Annotated in this window: 16 protein-coding genes and 1 tRNA gene; 8 read left to right on the forward strand and 9 right to left on the reverse strand. The window is 47.7% G+C overall.

Features of this window, described 5'->3' with window-relative positions:
• Positions 1-28 precede the first annotated feature (28 nt).
• Together Q0668_RS04815 and Q0668_RS04820 are read right to left on the reverse strand one after the other, a co-directional pair.
• Positions 29-1,060: a hypothetical protein gene (locus Q0668_RS04815; RefSeq protein ID WP_298860621.1), complete on the reverse strand. Its 1,032-nt coding sequence runs from the start codon at positions 1,058-1,060 to the stop codon at positions 29-31.
• Positions 1,061-1,119: 59 nt separating this feature from the next.
• A complete protein-coding gene (locus Q0668_RS04820) occupies positions 1,120-1,902 on the reverse strand; it encodes a tetratricopeptide repeat protein (RefSeq protein WP_298860627.1) in 783 nt (260 codons plus the stop codon).
• A 236-nt stretch (positions 1,903-2,138) separates the two neighbouring features.
• Between Q0668_RS04820 and Q0668_RS04825 the strand changes: the two genes are divergently transcribed.
• A tRNA-Gln gene (locus Q0668_RS04825) sits at positions 2,139-2,209 on the forward strand.
• Positions 2,210-2,896: 687 nt separating this feature from the next.
• Here the strand turns inward: Q0668_RS04825 and Q0668_RS04830 are convergent.
• Positions 2,897-3,295 (reverse strand): helix-turn-helix domain-containing protein, encoded by a 399-nt coding sequence (locus tag Q0668_RS04830; RefSeq protein ID WP_298860630.1) that lies wholly within the window; start codon positions 3,293-3,295, stop codon positions 2,897-2,899.
• 176 nt (positions 3,296-3,471) lie between these two features.
• Positions 3,472-3,663 carry a hypothetical protein gene (locus Q0668_RS04835; RefSeq protein ID WP_298860632.1) on the reverse strand — a complete coding sequence of 64 codons (192 nt, stop codon included), beginning with the start codon at positions 3,661-3,663 and terminating at the stop codon, positions 3,472-3,474.
• Between the two features lie 373 nt (positions 3,664-4,036).
• Between Q0668_RS04835 and Q0668_RS04840 the strand changes: the two genes are divergently transcribed.
• The 4 genes from Q0668_RS04840 to Q0668_RS04855 all read left to right on the forward strand — a co-directional run bounded on the left by Q0668_RS04840 (position 4,037) and on the right by Q0668_RS04855 (position 12,697).
• Complete coding sequence (locus Q0668_RS04840; RefSeq protein WP_298860633.1) at positions 4,037-7,483, forward strand: efflux RND transporter permease subunit; 3,447 nt, start codon at positions 4,037-4,039, stop codon at positions 7,481-7,483.
• Positions 7,484-7,550: 67 nt separating this feature from the next.
• A complete protein-coding gene (locus Q0668_RS04845) occupies positions 7,551-8,939 on the forward strand; it encodes an efflux RND transporter periplasmic adaptor subunit (protein WP_298860636.1) in 1,389 nt (462 codons plus the stop codon).
• Between the two features lie 172 nt (positions 8,940-9,111).
• Positions 9,112-10,971, forward strand: coding sequence for a TolC family protein (locus tag Q0668_RS04850; RefSeq protein ID WP_298860639.1), 1,860 nt, complete (start codon positions 9,112-9,114; stop codon positions 10,969-10,971).
• A gap of 190 nt (positions 10,972-11,161) precedes the next feature.
• Complete coding sequence (locus Q0668_RS04855; RefSeq protein WP_298860642.1) at positions 11,162-12,697, forward strand: sulfatase; 1,536 nt, start codon at positions 11,162-11,164, stop codon at positions 12,695-12,697.
• Positions 12,698-12,795: 98 nt separating this feature from the next.
• On the opposite strand, the gene cysC is transcribed toward Q0668_RS04855, so the two are convergent.
• On the reverse strand, positions 12,796-13,407 hold the full coding sequence (cysC, locus tag Q0668_RS04860; protein ID WP_298860645.1) for an adenylyl-sulfate kinase: 612 nt from the start codon (positions 13,405-13,407) through the stop codon (positions 12,796-12,798).
• Positions 13,408-13,775: 368 nt separating this feature from the next.
• Between cysC and hisG the strand changes: the two genes are divergently transcribed.
• Together hisG and Q0668_RS04870 are read left to right on the forward strand one after the other, a co-directional pair.
• On the forward strand, positions 13,776-14,654 hold the full coding sequence (gene hisG / locus Q0668_RS04865) for an ATP phosphoribosyltransferase (protein ID WP_298860648.1): 879 nt from the start codon (positions 13,776-13,778) through the stop codon (positions 14,652-14,654).
• Positions 14,655-14,692: 38 nt separating this feature from the next.
• Complete coding sequence (locus Q0668_RS04870) at positions 14,693-15,337, forward strand: hypothetical protein (RefSeq protein WP_298860651.1); 645 nt, start codon at positions 14,693-14,695, stop codon at positions 15,335-15,337.
• Here Q0668_RS04870 and Q0668_RS04875 read toward each other — a convergent pair.
• From Q0668_RS04875 to tadA, 4 genes are all read right to left on the reverse strand, one after another.
• Positions 15,274-16,182: a phosphatidate cytidylyltransferase gene (locus Q0668_RS04875; protein ID WP_298860654.1), complete on the reverse strand. Its 909-nt coding sequence runs from the start codon at positions 16,180-16,182 to the stop codon at positions 15,274-15,276. The genes Q0668_RS04870 and Q0668_RS04875 overlap by 64 nt on opposite strands.
• Positions 16,183-16,188: 6 nt before the next feature.
• A complete protein-coding gene (locus Q0668_RS04880) occupies positions 16,189-16,941 on the reverse strand; it encodes an isoprenyl transferase (RefSeq protein ID WP_298860657.1) in 753 nt (250 codons plus the stop codon).
• Between the two features lie 248 nt (positions 16,942-17,189).
• Complete coding sequence (locus Q0668_RS04885; protein ID WP_298860660.1) at positions 17,190-17,411, reverse strand: carbon storage regulator; 222 nt, start codon at positions 17,409-17,411, stop codon at positions 17,190-17,192.
• Between the two features lie 329 nt (positions 17,412-17,740).
• A complete protein-coding gene (gene tadA, locus Q0668_RS04890) occupies positions 17,741-18,256 on the reverse strand; it encodes a tRNA adenosine(34) deaminase TadA (protein WP_366918869.1) in 516 nt (171 codons plus the stop codon).
• A gap of 252 nt (positions 18,257-18,508) precedes the next feature.
• On the opposite strand from tadA, the gene Q0668_RS04895 reads away from it, so the two are divergent.
• Positions 18,509-19,942, forward strand: a complete 1,434-nt coding sequence (locus Q0668_RS04895; RefSeq protein WP_298860666.1) for a right-handed parallel beta-helix repeat-containing protein — start codon at positions 18,509-18,511, stop codon at positions 19,940-19,942.
• The last annotated feature ends 91 nt before the right edge of the window (positions 19,943-20,033 follow it).

Consider the following 20,033-nt stretch of genomic DNA (forward strand, 5'->3'; position numbering starts at 1 on the left):
ATGATTCGAGCCTGGATCGATTCCTGGCTCAACCCAAATGGGAAATATCGGTTAACGGTAGTGTTCTTGTGTAATACGAAAGGCGGTGCATATCGCGCTGATCTTTGATCAATCTTACAATCGAGTGTTGAGCGGGCGTGTTCTCATTCTTTCCCGATTGCCATTCAAAGAGGATATCGTTTTCGCCATCCTGGATGACGTTCCATAGTTCAATCTGTTGTGATTTTTCCAGTAAGGATTTGATGTGATTCATCATGTCTTTGGCAGATCCTTTTTCTCCCTGTTTCAATAATCGTTGCGTTGTAAAGAGTTGTTGATAATCCTGGACCTTGTCTTCTTCTGTGACATATTCTGTCGAAGCGTTATACGCATTCATATTGCGATATCCCTCTCTCCAGTGGGGAGGGAGTTGAAATTCCATCGTATTCAATGCTCTGGTGAGTTCTACGTTGAGGCCGCGGGTATCAACGAGTGCAAAAAGTCTGCCTTGACGAAAATTGACCAACATAAATCCATAACTCAATTGAGACTCGCTCTTATTATTTCGCTCTCGATCCGGTTTCCCCAACACCTTGAGAACTTCGACTTCAGGTGTGCCGACATTCAATAAACCTTTCCGGTCAAAGAAATTCCAGATTTTCATGAAATCATAGGCGGCCCGTTTATTCGTTGTGTCCAGCAATACTGCTTTGCGAAATTCCACCCACCCTTTGCTGGCTTGAGAACTTTCTAGATAGCTGACCCCTAGCAGATAGTGTAAAACGCTGCTCTCTGGCTGTAGCGCGACGGCGTTTTCAAATTCAGTTGCAGCATCTTTCCAGTATTTTCGTTTCAGAAAATCCTGTCCTTTCTTTGCATGCTCTAAGGCTTTCGCTTTTTTTTGCTGCTCTGTTTTTTGCTGCTCTGTTTTTTGCTTCTCTGTTTTTTGCTTCTCTGTTTTTTGCTTCTCTGAGAGTGTTGCGGTATTTTCTTTTTTCTCCTGAGCCAGTGTGTGATTTCCCAAAACAGAGATCAGGCAGATCATCAGGGCCGATAGATATGATAGCTGATTTGTTTTCATCTTCAGTGTCTCCATTCAACAAACGGAATGTTTTTGAAACGATCATTTGCAGGTAAACGTTATTTTTTCGTTTGCGGTTTCGTCAGTAATTCTAACTCCAGGCGCCCTGTATGCCACATATAATTTGGTCCAAATCCGGCGTGCGGCCCCCATTTATTATCGACGGCTTTTTGCAGGTATAAACGGGCGTCTGCTTTACGACCGTGTAATGATTCATTCAAGCCGATATAGAGATAGGCATAAAACTGCCTTTTGGAGCGTTCCTCTTTGCTGATCTCTGCACTCTGAATATTGTTCAGTATTTTTTCCGGAGTGATTTTTTCTTCAAACAGCCGATAGATATCTGGAAACGGTTCGCGATCATCTTTTTCATATTTCAGGAGCCCCTGCCTGGCTGCCTTTTCCCCGTTGGCTCGATACTGAGAAAAGAAGCGCCAGATACCATTCTCACGATCAATATTGTCGAACGAATGATAACTTTCAAACTGCTTGGCTGCTTCGGAGTACTGTCTGGCATAATAACAGGCGATGCCGCGTCTCCAGTGCGAGGCTTTGATCGACGGCTTCAACTTCAGCATTTTATCATAGTCGGCAACGGCCGCTTCGAAGTTTCCTAGAAAGAAATTCGCATCTCCTCTGCGAGAGTACAACGAAATTTCATCGGGGTTTTGCTTCACCTGAGCGGTCAACTCGGCGATCTGCTTTTCAAGTTTCCCCTTGAGTAAGGCTTGCTCTTGAGCAGACGCTGCCTTTGAAGTCGGTTCTTCTGCCTGAGTGACTTCCCCCAAGGATGTCGTCAAAATGAGCCAGCCCAATAAAACACGGTGAATCCAAAGTCTCATAGATTGCTACTTTCCGTAATAAGGTGTTGTCCCTGATTTGATGATTCAGGGAACCCGCTTTCTTAATATAGTGTCATACTCTGATGTATCATAAAAGAGCCAGACAGACTGAAAAGAATAGAAATTTCTCTCCCGAAACGACTTGGCGTGCGAACATAATTTCGTATAATGTCCGTAAGATGGCTGCAAGTGATGATATTTGCTAATCTTAGCAAACGAAGGCCATCGCTGACTCTTGCCTGATAGTGTAACGGTAGCACGAGTGACTCTGACTCACTTAGTCTAGGTTCAAATCCTAGTCGGGCAACTTTGAAAAGCTCTGGACCAATTATGGTTCAGAGCTTTTTTTATGTCGCCTACAGGATCAGTTTAATTTGATCTTCATCACTCATACCTGCCTTCAGAGACTCATATTATGAACCGGAACGGCAAATCTCAGCTTACAGGTTTTTTTATTTCTTAGACAATCTATCGAAAAGTCAGATTCACTCGAAACGAGATCGTATATAACTTCAGGAGAGCAGATCGTATTTTACTGTGTTGACAGTTCTCAATGATACGGACCAAAGCTGATGAATGACTTTCAGGTAGTTCTCACTATTTTAGGATTAGTGTTATTCATGAACTGGATTTCAAAAAAATTTAATTTTATCAATCAAGTAGGAGATGGAATCTCTCTGGAGAATTCATTACTTTTAGATTCCAGCTTCGTGAGACCTGACCTGGAACCAATGAGACCTATATATGAGGGCAATTGTAATACCGGAAGTAAAAACGATTTCTTATATTCTATAATATACATCATCGTAATGATCTCGGCTGGCTGTCTCATTTACTGGATTACTAAAAAACTTGCCCCCAACGATTACTTCAATCACACCGACACATGCACTTGTGGCCTTGCATTTGCATGGCACTCGATACGAATCAAGCCTGAATCAAAATACATGTCATCCCCTTACTGAATGTGGATAGTGGATTCAATGTTTTTTTGCTATCGACTTTTTTTGGGGGGCTTTCGAGTAACGACTATTTTCTTCTCTTTTATCTTGACCCCTTTCAGCGTGATTATTGGCAAACCAACGCTTTCACAGACGACTTCAGGGTGCTCACTAAACATTTGAATGATTCGCAGGGATGAACCTGAAGGCTGTCTTGTTCCCTGTTCCCAGCTTTGCAAAGTCTTAGTAGACACGCTCAACATCTTGGCGAATACCGCCTGAGACATTGCCGCCCGAGACCGTAAAGCCGCAAGCGTCGCAGCATCAATCTTGGGAGGATCATCGGGAATTTTCACTGTCTTCAATGTCAGCTCGCCTTTGGCGTGGGCAATCCCTTCTTCCAATCCCTGCTTGAGCCGCTCGAATAATGGTTTTCGCTGTTTGGTCGTCATTTCTTTTTCCTCCCACGGCGGCGGACGGCAGCCTTGGCGTGCTTCTTGAGTTCATTTGCAAGCTGCTTCAATTGTTTCTTCTCAGAGCTGGATAAGTCAATTTTCTCGTCTTTGTCATAAATGTCGATCATATAGAACCATTTCGCATCAACGACATACAGATAGATAACCCGTGCTCATCCTCGTTTTCCCTTACCTCGCTTAGGGTCAGCAGTGCGAACTTTCCGAAGACCGCCACAACCCGGTATAGGAGTCCCCCGATTTGGGTTATCTATGAGTTCCTGCTGCAACTTTGCGTAGGCCTCGTCCGGTAAATATACTGAAATCCATTCGGTAAACTCTGTTGTTTCGACAAAGACCGCTTTCATAACAATGCTCATTCTATCCCACTCAGTGGGATACTGCAAGTCTAATCAAATGCTGAGTCATGAGAAATCTTTGCCTGGTCTTTGTTTGCTTACCGACAGCAGACAAGAGATTCAATTGGAAAACGTTATCAGAGTACAGAAAGCTGCTCAATATTCTATGATCTCAAAAAATTCATTATTTAATAGATCTCAACTTGTCAGATCGACTTATCTAGTTCATCTCTAATCCTGTAATAATCACCTGATTGCTGTAACATAGAGTTTCTAAAAGAGTTACTATTTCTGGAGCTAGTTATTCACCCGATGACTTAGGTCATTATTCTCTCGCATTTATTGCCGCTAATTCTCTCTCCCAGAATACATTGCCACTTATATGATTCGTGCCGCTCTAAAAAATCCGTATCTGATTATTGTGATCGTTTTGATCGTGTTCATTATTGGCGTTGTCAGCATGCTGCGGATTCCGGCTGACCTGTTGCCTACTTACCGGACGTCTGCTGCGCAAATTGTGACCTTCTATCCGGGGATGCCTCCCGAAGTGATGGAACGGGATATCATGAGTCGGCTGCAACGCTGGACGGGTCAATCGGCGGGCATTGAACATCAGGAAGCTAAAGCCATGCAGGGTGTCTGCATTGTGAAAGACTTCTTCCATGAAGGTGTTTCGCAGGCTGACGTGATCAGTCAGGTCAGTAGCTACGCGATGAGTGATATGTTCTACCTGCCTCCCGGAACGATTCCGCCGATGGTGATGCCTTTCGACCCTACGGCTTCTGTGCCCCTGTGTCTGGTTTCGGTCTCCAACCCGGATATGGATGACAGCGAACTCTATGACATTGCTTACAAAAATTTAAGGAACAATCTGCAATCGATCAACGGTGTGATTGCACCGGCTGTGAATGGCGGGAAGCTCAGACGTATTCTGGCGTATGTCGATCCAGAAAAGTTGCGTGCGCGGAATATTTCCATTCTGGATGTTCACGATGCGCTGCGTAAGCAGAATGTTCTGATCCCGGCTGGCAGCGCCAAAATTGAGGGACGTGAATTTTATATCTATACGAATGCGATTCCCGAAAAAGTGGAACTCCTTAATAATGCTCCCATCAAAATTGGGGAGGGGGGAGAGCCGATTCTCTTCAGCCATGTGGGTGAGGTGCAGGACAGCCACCAGATTCAATCGAACATCGTACGAGTGAATAACCGGGCGCTGGTTTATGTACCCGTTTATCGTCAGCCGGGTTCGAACACGATTGAAATCGTCGACCGCATTCATGGCAAGATGGCGGAAATTCTGAACAAACTGAAAGACGAACGCAAACTTGCCAACGGCGAAGATGATCCCAAGATGAAAAATCTGAAGCTGGACGTCGTGATGGATCAATCGGTAAAAGTGCGTGAAAGTATCGATGCTTTGTGGATTGCCGGTATTTTGGGAGCCGTCTTTTCCGGTTTGATCGTATTCATCTTCCTGCGCAACTGGCGGGCGACGATGATCATCACGATGGCGATTCCGATTTCCATTATGGTTTCGATGATCGGCTTATATTTTACCGGGAACACGATTAACGCTATGACGCTGGGAGGTTTGGCGCTTGCGGTTGGTATCTTGATCGATCAGGCGATTGTGGTGATCGATAATGTGGAACGTCATATTGATGCGGGAGAGGCACCATTACAATCGGCTTGGGCAGGGACGACTGAAGTGGCTGTTCCGCTGTTTGTTTCCACGATTACTTTTGTCGTCGTCTTTTTACCGGTGATGTTTCTTTCCGGTCTGGCCAAATATCTTTTTACGCCTTTGGCGATGTCGGTCCTGTTCGCTGTGATTGCCTCTTATTTAGTCGCGATTTTATTTATCCCGGTGGCTGCTTCGAAAATCATGAGCAGACGGAAGTCAAAGGGCGGAGCTGATTCCGAAAAAAGCATGGGTCTCTCTTCCAGTTACAATCCTGCCGACTTGAACTGGCTGGTGGGAGGTTATCGTAAGTTACTATTAGGGGCTCTTAAATTACGCTGGGTGATTATGATTGGCTCGTTGCTGTTATTTATTGGCTCACTGGTGATTATGTCCGGCACGGGGAGTGAATTGTTTCCGCCCGTCGATTCGGGTCAGTTCACGATTTATATTCGTGCACGATCGGGAACCGAATTAAAGAAAACAGAAGAACTGGTCGCCCGCATTGAAAACATGATTGTGGAAGATGTCGGAGACCCTGCTCCCAACAACCCGGCGGCAGTCTCTATTTATCCTGCGACAAAAACAAAATATGCGAATGGAGAAGAGCGCATACTGACCAAAGCAGAAGTCAAACAAGCACTGGCAGATTCGAGTTGTACGATGTTGATTTCCAATATCGGCGTGCTGCTTGACTGGCCGGCGGCTTATTCTCCCAATAGCGGACCGATGGACGCTTTCACGCTGGTCCAATTACAAGACAAACGGAAAGGGAGTGTCTTCGAAGTGGTCGAACGCCTGCGTAAACGCTTGAATGCAGATCCTGTTTTGAAAGCAGCGGGCGTCGATGTCGCCTTTGATACCGGCGGGATTCTGACGGCTGCCTTGAACATGGGAGAACCTTCGCCCATTCATTTGCAGGTTACCGGTTACACATTAGATACCGCGCAAGAGATCGCTAGAGAACTGGTTTCCACCATCGAAAGTGTGGAGGGTGCTACCGATGTTCGGATTGCACAGCGCAATGATTATCCCATGATCAAAGTTGAGATTGATCGCGTGAAAGCACTGAGTCTGAATGTGAATGTGGAAGATGTAATGAAGAGTCTGGTGAGTACGACCAACAGCTCGATCAACTTCGACCCGGCGTTCTGGATTGATCCTAAAAATGGTAATCATTACTTTCTGGGGACTCAGTATTTCGAAAAAGATATTAACTCACTCGATTCGCTGAAATCGATTCCGATCAAGAACCAGAAAGATGGCTCGCTGGTTTATCTGGAAGATGTCGCGACGTTTGACGCGAGTGCCACCGGGCCGGCAGTGATCAATCATCGGAACATCACACGTGTGACAGATGTGTTTGCGAATGTGAGCCTGGGTTACGATTTGGGCACCGTGGTTTCCAAGATCGAAGCCAAGCTGCAGGACAGTAATCACAAATTGAAGCTGGTACCTACACCTGACAGCCGATCCGCCGCCGCCCGCTATCCCGTATGGTTTCAAAATGTATTGGCGACAATCGGGTTGAATGAACCGACAAAATACAAAACTTCGGCCAAAGGTTTTACGATTGATGTGCAAGGCGAGATTCTGTCGATGCGGAATTCGTTTGTTGACTTTTCGGTCGGACTCATATTGGCGACGATGCTCGTTTACCTGGTGATGGTGGCGCAATTCCGTTCGTTTCTTGATCCCCTGATTGTGATGGTCACCGTGCCGCTGGGCTTTATTGGCGTGGCTGTGATTCTGAAGCTGACAGGTACGCGGTTGAATATTCAATCATTCATGGGCATCATCATGATGATCGGAATTGTGGTGGAATACACGATTGTGCTGCTCGATTTTGCCAACCATCGTCTGGAAGAGGGCGCTTCGATTCAGGATGCGATCATCGATGCAGCAGTGGTCCGATTTCGCCCGATTTTAATGACCTCGCTGACCACGATTCTGGCGTTAACGCCAATGGCGTTTCCTTCCCTCTTCGGCGGACTTTCCGGAGGTGAGGCAGATGTCCCTCTTGCGAGAACCATTGTGGGAGGTGTCATTGCGGCGACATTATTGCCTAAATTTGTCGTGCCCTGTTTGTATGTTATGATAAAACGTCCCATCAAGCAGAAAAAACCTGAGCCGGGTTGGGAGTAATGATTCTCATCGCTGAACATCATCAATCACGAAACAACTTCTATTATTTGCGAATGAAAAAATGAACGTGAAAACCATCTCAGCTCTGTTAGTGATCACCGTTTCCCCCTCACTATTTTTAAGTGGTTGCGATAATGCTAACAACAGTCCAAAAGGGAAATCTACCCCAGTAGAAGCACCGCCCGTTGCCAAAAGTAATGGACCGGTTCGGGTAGAAGTCGGCAAAGTTGAAGGCATCGCGTATTCTGAAAAGATTGATCTGCCCGGTTCCTCCGTACATGGCATGGAAACATCACAGCTGTTTTCGCGTGTGGGAGGTTATGTGCAGGAGGTCAAATCGATCGGTAAAAAAGAGATCGATATCGGTTCGCTCGTCAAAAAGGGGATGCCGCTGGCTGTGATTGCGATTCCTGAGTTGCGGGATGAACTCTCCGAGAAACTGGCAAAAGTCGAACAGGCGAAGAGTGCAGAAGGACAAGCCATTGCGGCCATCACACAGTCGAAAGCACTTACCAGACAGCGGATGTCGGAAGTGACTCAAGCGAAGTCACACAAATCAGAAAAGCAGGCATTGCTGGATTTGCAGAAAACCAAATATCAACGTATCCAGGCGCTGGTAAAAACAGGATCGATTGGAACAGAGAATCGGGATGAAGCAGAGTATGCAGTCAAAGCGGCGCAGTCGGCGTTGGAGAGTGTGGCTGCTGATGAAAAAGCGGCGGAGGCAAATGTGGCTGTTGCCCAGGCGGGTGAAATCAAAGCGGTTGCAGATAAAGCTTCGGCGACTGCAAATTTGAAGGTAGCGGAGGCCGTCGCGAAACGTGCAGCGACGATGGTAGAATTTGCAACCATCCGTGCTCCCTATGATGGAATCATTACCAAGCGGCATGTTGACCATGGTGCTTTTGTGCGTCCTGCTACGAGCAACTCCGGGGCGATGCCTTTGTTCGAAATATCACGAATTGACAAGGTACGCGTTGTCGCATCGGTTCCCAACACACATGCTTCGCGCGTGTTGGAGGGACAAAAAATTGTGTTCTTCAATATTGGTGGTTTACCGGGCGTGGCTATCGAAGGCACTATCAGCCGGTCCTCGAGTACGCTGGATAAAAAATCTCGTATGATGCGCGTCGACATTGAATTCAAAAACCCCGTTTCAACATCCAAACAGGAGCTCCACCTGAAACCGGGTATGTATGGAACCGTATCGGTTCGCGTCAAAGACTGGAAGAGCCTGCCCATTGTTCCGGTTTCCGCAGTCCAGTTTGACAACCTGAATCAGCCTTATGTAATGGTTATAAATGGTACAACTTGCCAAAAAAAGCCTGTGTCCATTGTGTTCAACAATGCAAAATCTGTAGGGATTGCATCAGATATAAAGGTTGGCGATCAAATCGTGTTAAACCCTGAGGGTCAGTTGAAGGATGGACAGGAAATTGTGTCAATCGCGGAGTAATCATAAGACGCGATAGCATCGGCATGGTCGATACATCAGGTAAAATGTGTGATATCATTTCATTCCGATAGCGCGTCCAAGTTAACCAAAGTGGCTTCAATCTTTTATACTTGATCCCAATGGCTCTGGAGACGCTACCATAAACCTGGATACAGGCTAAAAGGTTCGTAGTATGTCCCTCATGTCAATTATGACTTCATTCACCCTGCTCCTCTGTGCGGGAGTTGCTGGCTGTCAGGGATACCAATACACGGCTTTTACCCCCGTTGAGAAATCGAAAGCAGCGGATTTCGCACAACGGGATGGGATCAAACAAAAGCGGTCCCAGAAATATATCTCAGAGAAAAAGCCTTTGTTTGTCGAGCTTGGTTTTGATGATGACGAATCATCACACGTCAATAAACGAACGGTGCGGAAGTTTCCGGCACAGAATCGCCAAGAGAGAATCCGAAAAAGAAAGATCGTTGAACATCGACCGATAGAAGCGGTTCCAAATAAACCAGAGGTCGTTATAGAGATCCCGAAAGCATCAGAGAACCGACTTGTGGGACATACGAATGTAGAGCCGACTCGTCTGGTCAATCTGGCAGAAACTTCAATCCCCCCTGCACCGGGTATTTCCGTGGAAAATGAAACGGGAAGTGACCCATCGTTTTCGATCGACGATACGATTCCCTTTGGTCTGAAGTCTTATCCAATTGATCTGCCTGCGACCTTGCGGCTGGCGGGTGCCCAAAACTGGAATGTTCTACTGGCGATGGAACAGATCAACGAAGCTTACGCGCGGCAAGCAAAAGCGAAAGCGATGTGGATTCCTTCTCTCAACGCCGGAATTGGATACACCAAACATGAAGGGCAGATTCAGGGAACAAACGGGGTCATCCAGGATATCAGTCGTAACTCGCTGTTCGTGGGCGGTGGTGCCATTTCTGCCAATAATCCTCCACTTACCGGCGGTGCAGGCGGACCGGCACGGTTGGGGCTTGATCTCTCGTTGACCGATACGATCTTTGAACCTTTGGCAGAATGCCAATTGTATAATGCATCCCGCTCGAATTACACAGCCGCTTTTAATGATACATTGCTCGAAGCCTCGCTGGGATATTATGATCTTGTGAAAGCACAAGGGGACTTGGCGATTGCGAAAAAAAATCTGGAGAACGCGCAGGAACTGCTCACACTGACGCAAGCTTTTGTCAACGCGGGAAAAGGGTCACGCGCCGATGTTTCTCGGTCGGCTGTTGAAGTGACCAAGAGAAAGCAGGCCATCATCAACGCAGAGCTGTCGATGAAAATTGCTTCGACCAATCTGATTCGCGTTTTACAATTAGACCCGGAAGAAATAGGGACACAAACCTTGCTGATTGCGTTGGAAGAACAGCCACTGCCTGTGTCGCTGGTTCAGGAATCGACGCCTTTAGATCAGCTGATTTCACAAGGACAAACTTATCGCCCGGAGTTAGATGAGCAGACGGCTCGGATGGAGGCCAATCGGATTCGTGCCCGAGCCGAGCATTGGCGTCCGTTTCTGCCGAACTTGCATATGGGTGCCTCGGGTGGTGGATTTGGTGGCGGCGTGAATGACAATTTGAATGGACTGGATGGGCGCGCCGATGTAGATGTGCTGGCCGTCTGGTCAATCGAAAATCTGGGATTCGGGACACGCGCACGACGCCAGCAGTCCAACAGCGTCTATCAGCAGAGTGTGATCAGCACCAATCGCGCTTTTGATCTGGTGTTGGCGGACGTGACCAACGCCTGGAATACAGTGCAGGCACAACGGAGTCAAATCCAACTCGCCGAAGAGAACATTAAACGCGCCAGCGAATCGTACGATCAAAACATGGGCCGCATTCGTGGGCTGGCGGGACTGCCTCTGGAAGGATTGCAGTCATTCGATGCCCTGGCCAACGCCCGGCAGACCTACTTGAATTCGATCATCGCCTACAATCAGGCCCAATTGAATTTACTCCGCGCCATTGGTCGTCCACCGGGAATTCAGGACGACGAAGAGCAAGTGGCTGGTCATTAGGGTTGTGATACGGTTGCACGCATGACTCTGATTTATTTCTTCCTGGCTTGTATCCTTACCGGGAGACAAATGCGACGTCAATCTGCGGCCCTCGATTGACAATGATTCCGGCATCGTTGATGATAAATGATCTGCTCATTTTATTATCACTTATTGATCTCGTCCTCTCTCTGCTGTGGAGTCTCTGCTCATGAATCGATGTGTTGGTGCGTTCTTATTTGTTACCGCCCTCTTGTCTGGTTTGAACCTTGCGGCTTTGAAAGCGGCTGAGCGGCCGAACATTCTGTGGATTATTGCGGAAGATATGGGGCCGGAGTTGGGTTGTTATGGGACTCCTGAAGTCAAAACGCCTACGCTGGATCGTCTGGCGGAAAAAGGGATGTTATTCAACAACGCATTTACGGTGACGCCCGTTTGTTCGACCAGTCGTTCCTCTTTTATGACGGGCATGTATGCGATGTCCATCGATGCGCAGAATCATCGTTCACACCGTGCGGGAACGAATCCTCTGCCGGACGGCGTGCGTGTTATTACCGACTGGCTGCGACCTGCCGGCTATACGACGGGGAACATTAAGAAACTGACGAAAGATCGTCGGCTGTCCAAGTTTTATAAAGGAACGGGCAAAACCGATTGGAACTTTACGTACCCGAAAGGGAAAAAACCGTTTGACGTGAATGATTGGGATCAACTGAAAAACCAGCAGCCGTTTTATGCTCAGATCAATTTTTCGGAAACACACCGGGGGGGTGCCTGGAATACGTCGCACGAACATATTGGCTATCAGGCGAAACCCGCCAAGGTGAAGATTCCGGATTACTATCCTGACCATCCCGTGACGCGGGCGGTGTGGGCGCAATATTTGAATGCGGCGATGGCCGTCGATAAGAAAGTGGCTTTTATTCTGGATCTGTTGAAACGTGATAAGCTCGATAAAAATACGATTGTCATTTTTTTCGGCGATCATGGTCGCGCGATGCCGCGTGGGAAACAGTGGCCTTATGACAGTGGGTTGCATATTCCGCTGATCGTTTACTGGCCCGAAGACAATGCCGGGCTTCCGGTTCCCGCACACTTCAAACGGGGAGAAAAAAGTGACCAACTGATTGCGTCGATCGATTTGAGCGCTACCACATTGGCACTTGCGGGTATTACTAAACCGGACAAAATGCAGGGGCAGATATTTCTGGGAGGTCAAGCAGAGGCGCCGCGTGAGTATTTGTTTGCGGGCCGAGATCGGGGAGACGAAACGGTGTTCCATATTCGGACGGTCCGGGATCAGCGTTATCGCTATCTACGCAACAATTATCCCGAACACCCGTTTCTGCAGATCAACCGTTACAAGGAAGCCTCTTATCCGATTATCGGTTTGATGCGTCACCTGCATGCGGAAGGAAAATTAACGGGCCCGCCTTTGGAACTGATGGCTGACAGCCGACCAAAAGAGGAGCTCTATGACTTACAGAATGATCCTTGGGAAACGAAAAACCTGATCGATGCGCCGGCACATCAGGCGACTCGGAAACAATTGACGCGGGCCCTTGATGAGTGGATCGAAGAGATTGATGACAAAGGTCGGATTCCTGAAGACCCTTCGATTCCCAAATTCTGGGATGATCGCTCGATTCGCAATTATACGAAACGACTGGAAAGTCGCCCGAAAGACTGGTTCCTGTCTGATCCTGCTTTGGGGCCTTATAAAATCAAAGAGAGAAAACCTGAATAACAACGGAAGTTTCAATGACCGTCACGAATAAAACCTCAGGCAGCGTTATGCTACCTGAGGTTTTATCACACATCAACGTTAGAACTAGTGCCAATCTATTAGCAGGTTAAGTAACCGTTTGCTTCGAGGTAAGCCACAACTTCGTCAGCTAATTCATCAATGCCTTTGGCATCGGAATCCAGAACCAGTTCTGGTTTTTCAGGTGCTTCGTAAGGGGCGTCAATTCCGGTGAAACCTTTGATCTCACCCGCACGTGCTTTTTTGTAGAGTCCTTTAGGATCTCGTTCTTCGCATGTTTCCAGGGAGGCTTGTACTAGCACTTCAATAAATTCGCCTTCACCCATAATTTCGCGGACCTGATTACGGTCTTCAAGGTACGGAGAGATGAATGCGGTCATTACCAGAATACCGCCATCGGTATACAGTTTGGAAACTTCACCAATGCGACGAATGTTTTCGGTACGATCTTCAGGAGAGAAGCCCAGGTTTTTGTTGAGCCCCATGCGAATGTTATCGCCATCGAGAACAAACGTGTGTTTGCCCATTTCGAACAGCTTGTGATCTACGGTATTGGCAATCGTACTTTTGCCGGATCCACTTAATCCGGTGAACCAGAGGCAGGCTCCTTTGTGTCCGTTTTGCTTGCAGCGTTCTGCTTTGGAAACGCGGTGATCATGCCATGTCACATTAGTGGCTTTTTGCTCGGCCATCGAGGACTTTCTCCTTACTCATTAAAAAAACTCTGTAGAAACCAATTCTATCTTTTGATTCCTGGAGTGAAAAATCACTCGGAATCGTATATCCTGTGTGAATCTTTGCACGATCCTAGAGAAACTGACCGCTTGATGGAAGTCCATCGATTGGGATTTTCTGGGAACATTCTCGTTCCGGGCTACTGGAACTACGGTTTTTTAACTGTTAGAGTACGCGCACCGCATTATTGCGAAGGATGCAATTTCCGCAGGCCCCTCTGATGCGGTCTGGCAAATGTTTCCGGAGCTGTGGCGGTCGAGAAAACATAAACTGTTAACATTACACACATTACGCATTCAACCAACGAATTCAGAAAACAAGCACCATGTCTGAAAAAGTCTTAAAACTCGGTATTCCTGCGGGAAGTTTACAGGAATCGACGGCGGAATTGTTCAAACGGGCCGGTTATGTGATCAAATTTTCGTCCCGCTCATATTATCCGACGATTGATGACGAGGAAATCGAATGTTTATTGATTCGTGCTCAGGAAATGGCCCGCTATGTCGATCAGGGCATATTGGACGCCGGTATTACAGGGCATGACTGGATTCTGGAAACGAACGCGGACGTACATGAAATTTGCGAGCTGGTCTTTTCCAAAGTCAGCCGACGACCGGTTCGCTGGGTGCTTTGTGTTCCCGAAGATTCGCCAATCCAGAGCGTCAAAGATCTGGAAGGAAAACGGATTGCCACGGAAGTGGTCGGCATGACCGAGCGTTATCTGGAAAAGCATGGCGTGAAAGCGCAAGTCGAATTTTCATGGGGTGCCACCGAAGTCAAACCTCCCAAGCTGGCTGATGCGATTGTGGAAGTGACCGAAACCGGTTCCTCGCTGCGAGCGAACAATCTGCGGATCGTGGAAGAGCTGATGCAGAGCACTACGCGTTTCATTGCCAATAAAGATGCGTTTGCCGACCCCTGGAAACGTGAGAAACTTGAAAACATAGCCATGATGCTTGAGTCCTGTCTGGCTGCGGAAGGCAAAGTCTGTTTGATGATGAACGTGGAACGCACCGATCTGGAAAACGTACTCAACCTGCTTCCCGCGCTGCAGAAGCCGACTGTTTCTTCACTGTCTGATCCGGACTGGGTTTCGATCAGTACGATCATGGAAGAGACTGTCGTGCGTTCGATTGTTCCCAAGTTGAAATCAGCGGGTGCCTGCGGTCTTGTGGAATACCAGATTTCGAAAATCATCGACTAAGTGCATTCGCGATTCGTACAGTTCGGGTTCCCTCATCCATGAAAACGGTCGTTATCAAAGTCGGAGGCAGTCTGTTTGATTTGCCCGATCTGTCTGCGCGGCTTTCTCGACTGCTGATTGAATTCGAATATGCGCGGCCTCTGCTCATCTGTGGAGGTGGCGATGCGGCAAACCTCGTGCGAAGTTGGGATCAATCGTATGACCTGGGTAAGGAAGCAACCCATTGGCTTGCCATTCAATCATTGATGCTGAATGATCGACTGTTGTGCGAACTATTGCCGAATGCTCGCGTTGTTTCATCTCGCGCAGAGGCAGCTGAGGTCTGGAAAGATCGTAAAATCCCGGTACTCTGTTCCGATGCGTATTTGAAACAGATGACCGAGACAGACATTGCCCCACTGCCTCCATCGTGGGATGTCACCAGTGATTCGATCGCTGCGTGGGTCACTCTTACGTGGCCTGCTGAGGAACTCGTTTTGTTGAAGTCGGTTGACTTGCCGAGAGAAAATTCGCTAACGAAATTGTCTCAAGCGGGGCTCGTTGACCGTTACTTTCCGAATTTCTCAGAGAGTCTGCCCTCAGTTCACTGGTGTAATCTGCGTTGCAAAGACGAACGGGCTCAGTTGACGACGGTGATCAATGGTAAAAGTTTCCACATTAGAAACGCGACCGGGCCGGCATAAAGGGGGCTGTCCAGAAGATCTAGCAGACCTCCAAAGCCGGGCAATAATTCGGCGGAGTCTTTTTTCCCGACATCTCGTTTGATGAGCGATTCACACAAATCGCCTACGAGTCCGACCAGTCCGATTACGACTCCGAATAAAATCGACCAGTACCATTCAGGGGCTGCCCATGCAGAATTGAACAGGGATGGTGTAAACTGCAACCAGAGGAAGGCGCCCAGGGCTGCGCCAAAGAGTGCGCCGATCCCGCCGACGCGTGTTTTTCCCGGACTGAGTCGCGGAACGAGTTTTGTTTTGCCCCATAAGCGTCCAAATGTGTATCCGCCAATGTCTCCCATTTTTGCGCTGATGATCAACGAACCGAGGGCGAGATATCCGGTTTCTGATCCTGCAACCCAGCGGAGTTGTGCGGTCATTGTTAATAAGAATCCGAGATAGGAAACCGAAAGGATTTCCGCGCCAATGGTTTCCATACTTTGTCCCGGTTCCTGAAATCGGATCGCTGCTTTCAGGAAGATCAACAGCACGGCAACGGCATAAGCGACCGCCATGAATGCCAGCGAAAGCGTCTGCGGGTTTCCCTGTGTCGTAAAAAAAGACATATTCATAAAGGGAAACCAGGCCGCGATACAGATTAGGAGTGATAGCAGGCAGACTGCTGGATACGCAGGTGTGAGGTTGCGAACCGTAAGCATGTGCGTGAGTTCCCAGCTGCCGCGTATGATCAAAAGACAGCATAAGCCTAAGAGAAAGGGTGCGCCGACTCCTGCCGATTGGTCGAAATAAAACAGGCCGAACAAAAGTGGAATCAGGATTACAGAGACAATTAAGCGCCAGCCCAGCATGCAGAGTTATCCTTTCAAACCACCAAAGCGGCGGTCACGGGCAGCGAAATCGCGCAGGGCCTGCCAGAAATCGGACACGGAGAAGTCGGGCCAATAGGTCTCGGTGACCCATAGCTCGGCATAACTGATCTGCCATAAAAGAAAATTGCTGACCCGCATTTCGCCAGCCGTGCGTAGAACCAGATCAGGATCGGACATGCCTGCGGTATAAAGATGGGAAGAAATTACCTCTTCGTTAATTTCTTCTTTGTTCAGATTCCCCTGCTCGACTTCGTCGACAATCGATTTGACTGCGTCAACAATTTCCGAGCGGCTCCCATAATTGAGTGCCAGACAAAGTTGCATGCCTGTATTTCCCTGGCTCTCGCTGATCGTTTTATCCACTTCAACGAGTACATCTTGAGGTAAATCACTCCTGCGGCCAATTGTTCTAAAGCGAATATTCTGTCGCATGATCTCTTCCCGCTCGCCGATGACAAACTTTTTCAGGAGTTGCATCAGTAAATTTAATTCTAAAGCGGGTCGTTTCCAGTTTTCGCTACTGAGACAATAGAGTGTCAGTTGTTCAATTTCCAGACGTGTTGCTTCTTCTACGATGGTCCGAACACTGTTGACGCCCTGGCGGTGGCCTTCGATTCGTGGAAATCCACGTCTCGACGCCCAACGACCATTGCCATCCATAATAATGGCAATATGCCGAGGCAGTTGCCGGGACTCTAATCCAAGCGATTCCCCATCCTGCTCTGATATGGCGGGCACAATTTGCCTCACAGTGAACGATTGCGATATTGAAACGACGTTTCTGTCTTTTTTACAGAAAACCTCACAACAAGCGATGATGGTTTCTCATCCCCTGACAGCTTCTATTGTGAGAAATTTTAGCAAAAACGCCAAGGCTGCGCAGTAGAAAAGCACAGCTTCTTTAGAGAATGAATTAGAAGAAACCCTTCCATCGACAGCTTTTAGAGGAGGCTGTTCTGAAAGTTTGTTCTGCAAGAAGAGATTAATTAGCCACTATATTGAATGGACTGTAGCTCTTCTGTTTCTTCAAGATCAAAAGATTGATTCAAATAGACCACTTTTTCCCAGTAAGCAGGTTCTGCGCCAGGAGTCTCACCGGGGGTCTCAATCGACAGTTTTACATGATCCTCAAATACTTCAAGCACTTTAACAACAGTATGTTCCCCAATGAGGATACTCTCATTCGTTCCACGAGAGATAATATGCATTCGCTCGCCTCAAAGATATTCAGAATTGATTCTGTAGATTGTGAATAGTTATTGTGAAAGACATTCTGACGAACTGGCGTCAGAAGGACAAGCTGAAACTAAATAAAAAATGAAACGATTATTAAGGATGTTTATTTTCCCGGAATCTCCCTTGACAAAATCAGATTTATCATTTCGATTAATTTTGATGAGTCTGAGATTTTCAATGTAATCATCGTCTTTGTTCTGTATCCAAGATTTTTTTCAGATGCAACTTAATCAATCAAAATACTATTTTCAAGTGATGTGAAACGTGATCACCGTGCAAATTTTTTTTGCAATTTTCAAAATCACTTTTTTCCCTCGGCCCGTTTGTTTCGAAAAAATTCTTGCAGAATCGTGCGACATTCTTCCTGCATTACGCCACTGACGACCGTGCTTTGATGATTCAATCTTGGGTCGCTGGTAATTTGAAACAAGGAGTGACACGCTCCGGCTTTCTCATCACGGGTTCCATAAATCACCAGTGGTATCCTTGACTGAATAATAGCACCGGCACACATGGGACAAGGCTCCAGCGTGACATAGAGTACGCAATCTGACAAACGCCATGAGCCTAGCGACTCTGCCGCCTGGGTGATGGCAATCATCTCGGCATGGGCCGTCGGGTCGTTCAAAGTTTCGCGTTGATTATGCGCGGCTGCGATGATCCGATCCTGACAGACAATCACCGCGCCCACGGGTACTTCATCCTCTTCAAAGGCAGCCCGCGCTTCATCATAAGCAAAGCGCATCCAGCGGGTATGCAACTGTAATAGATCCCGGTCGCCGAGAGAAAATTCAGATTCGTCTGGTCGATCAATCATTTCAAATACAACTCTTTCAATACGATTATCATTCATGAATCATTTTCAGTCTCGCACAACATAATCCAGTTGAGTCTCAAAAGTAAAGTCGTGCTGTAGACTTATCCTGATGTAAAAATACAAAACCACGAAATCAGAGACTCTCGAACTGGAAATCAGATCGACAATAGCATTCTATCTGCGATTCTGCTTACAATAGTAACGGCAGTCCCCAACTCAGATTTTCAACAACATTGAGGCAAGGTAAATTTTATGCGTGGAATTTTGATTTGTTTTTCAACACTGCTGGTCGTCGGTTATCTATTAATTTCCTCAAGCAATGGTAACTCACAAAATAAGTCTCAGCCCGTTCAATCATCAGCGACTCCAAGCGTGAAATCATATGGCGCTATCGGCGATGGAAAAGCAGATGACTCGGCGGCGATTCAAAAGGCCGTCGATTCTAAAATCGGACAGATTCAATTTCCCAAAGGCGTGTATCGCATTACCAAAACGATTGCCATCGATTTGGACAAACTGGGGCCAACGTCGCTTAGTTCTGACGGAACCGCCACTATTATTATGGCGGGCGCCGGGCCTGCCTTTCGGTTTATTGGCACGCATGCGGGTACAGCCAGCCCGCATACCGTTAAAGAAAATGTCTGGCTCAACCAGCGTTCGCCGATGGTTGACGGCCTGGAGATTGTGGGTGACCATCCGGAAGCGTGCGGGATCGAAGCTACGGGAACCATGCAGATCACGCTGACTCGTCTTACAATCCGCCGCGCGCTGCATGGCATTCACTTTGTGAAACGCAATCGAAATGTGATTGTTTCCAACTGTCATATCTATCAGAACCGGGGTGCGGGCATTTTTTATGATCACGTCAATATTCACCAGTCTAATATTGTCGGCTGTCACATTTCTTACAACGCCGGTGGTGGCGTGGTAGTGCGGAAGGGCGATGTCCGGAACATTCAGATCGGCGTCTGTGATATTGAAGGCAACATGGGAGACGAAAACTCGGAGCCGACGGCGAACGTTCTCATTGATTCCGAAGGCGCCATGGTGGGTGAGATTGCCATAGTCGGCTGCACGATTCAACATGATCATTATGCGCCCGGCTCTGCTAACATTCGGATCAATGAAAATGCGTTCGTCCGCCCGCATTCCAGCGAATACCGTGATGGCAATATTACCATCGCCGACAATGTACTGTCTGATGTGCAGACCAATATTGAAATCACCAGCGCCCGCGGGGTAACGGTGACCGGCAATACCATGTGGAAAGGATATCAGCATAATATCCGCATTCACGATTGTCGAAATATTCTGGTTTCGAACAACGTGCTGGATCGCAATCCCCGCTATCATTATCGTGATGGTGCCACCGCGCAAGTCGGCATGCTGTTTACCGACTGCGACGGCTGCACGATCAGCGGCAACCAAATTACGGGCACCGGCGACGAAACCCCCGCGCTGGAAATTCGTGATTCGCGTCGGATGAATGTGACCGGTTGTACGATTCTCGATTATGCCCAAGAGGGTTTGCGACTGAAGAATGTTTTTCACAGTCGGATTTCAGACTGTCTGATTCAAAGCGATCTGCCGGGAAGTGAAAAATCTTATTCGATCAAAGTGATCGGCGGGAAGGAAAACCAGATCGCCGACAACTTGCTTGGTAATTTGAAACAGCTTGGAAAATAATCCCGCTCATTCGGTAGCCTGCCGTTTTTGATTCTGTTTAACCCGCATTTCCCAGATGACTTCCCTCGCTTTGGCACGTAATTTGCGCCAT

Source organism: uncultured Gimesia sp. (assembly GCF_937910335.1).
GTDB lineage: Bacteria > Planctomycetota > Planctomycetia > Planctomycetales > Planctomycetaceae > Gimesia.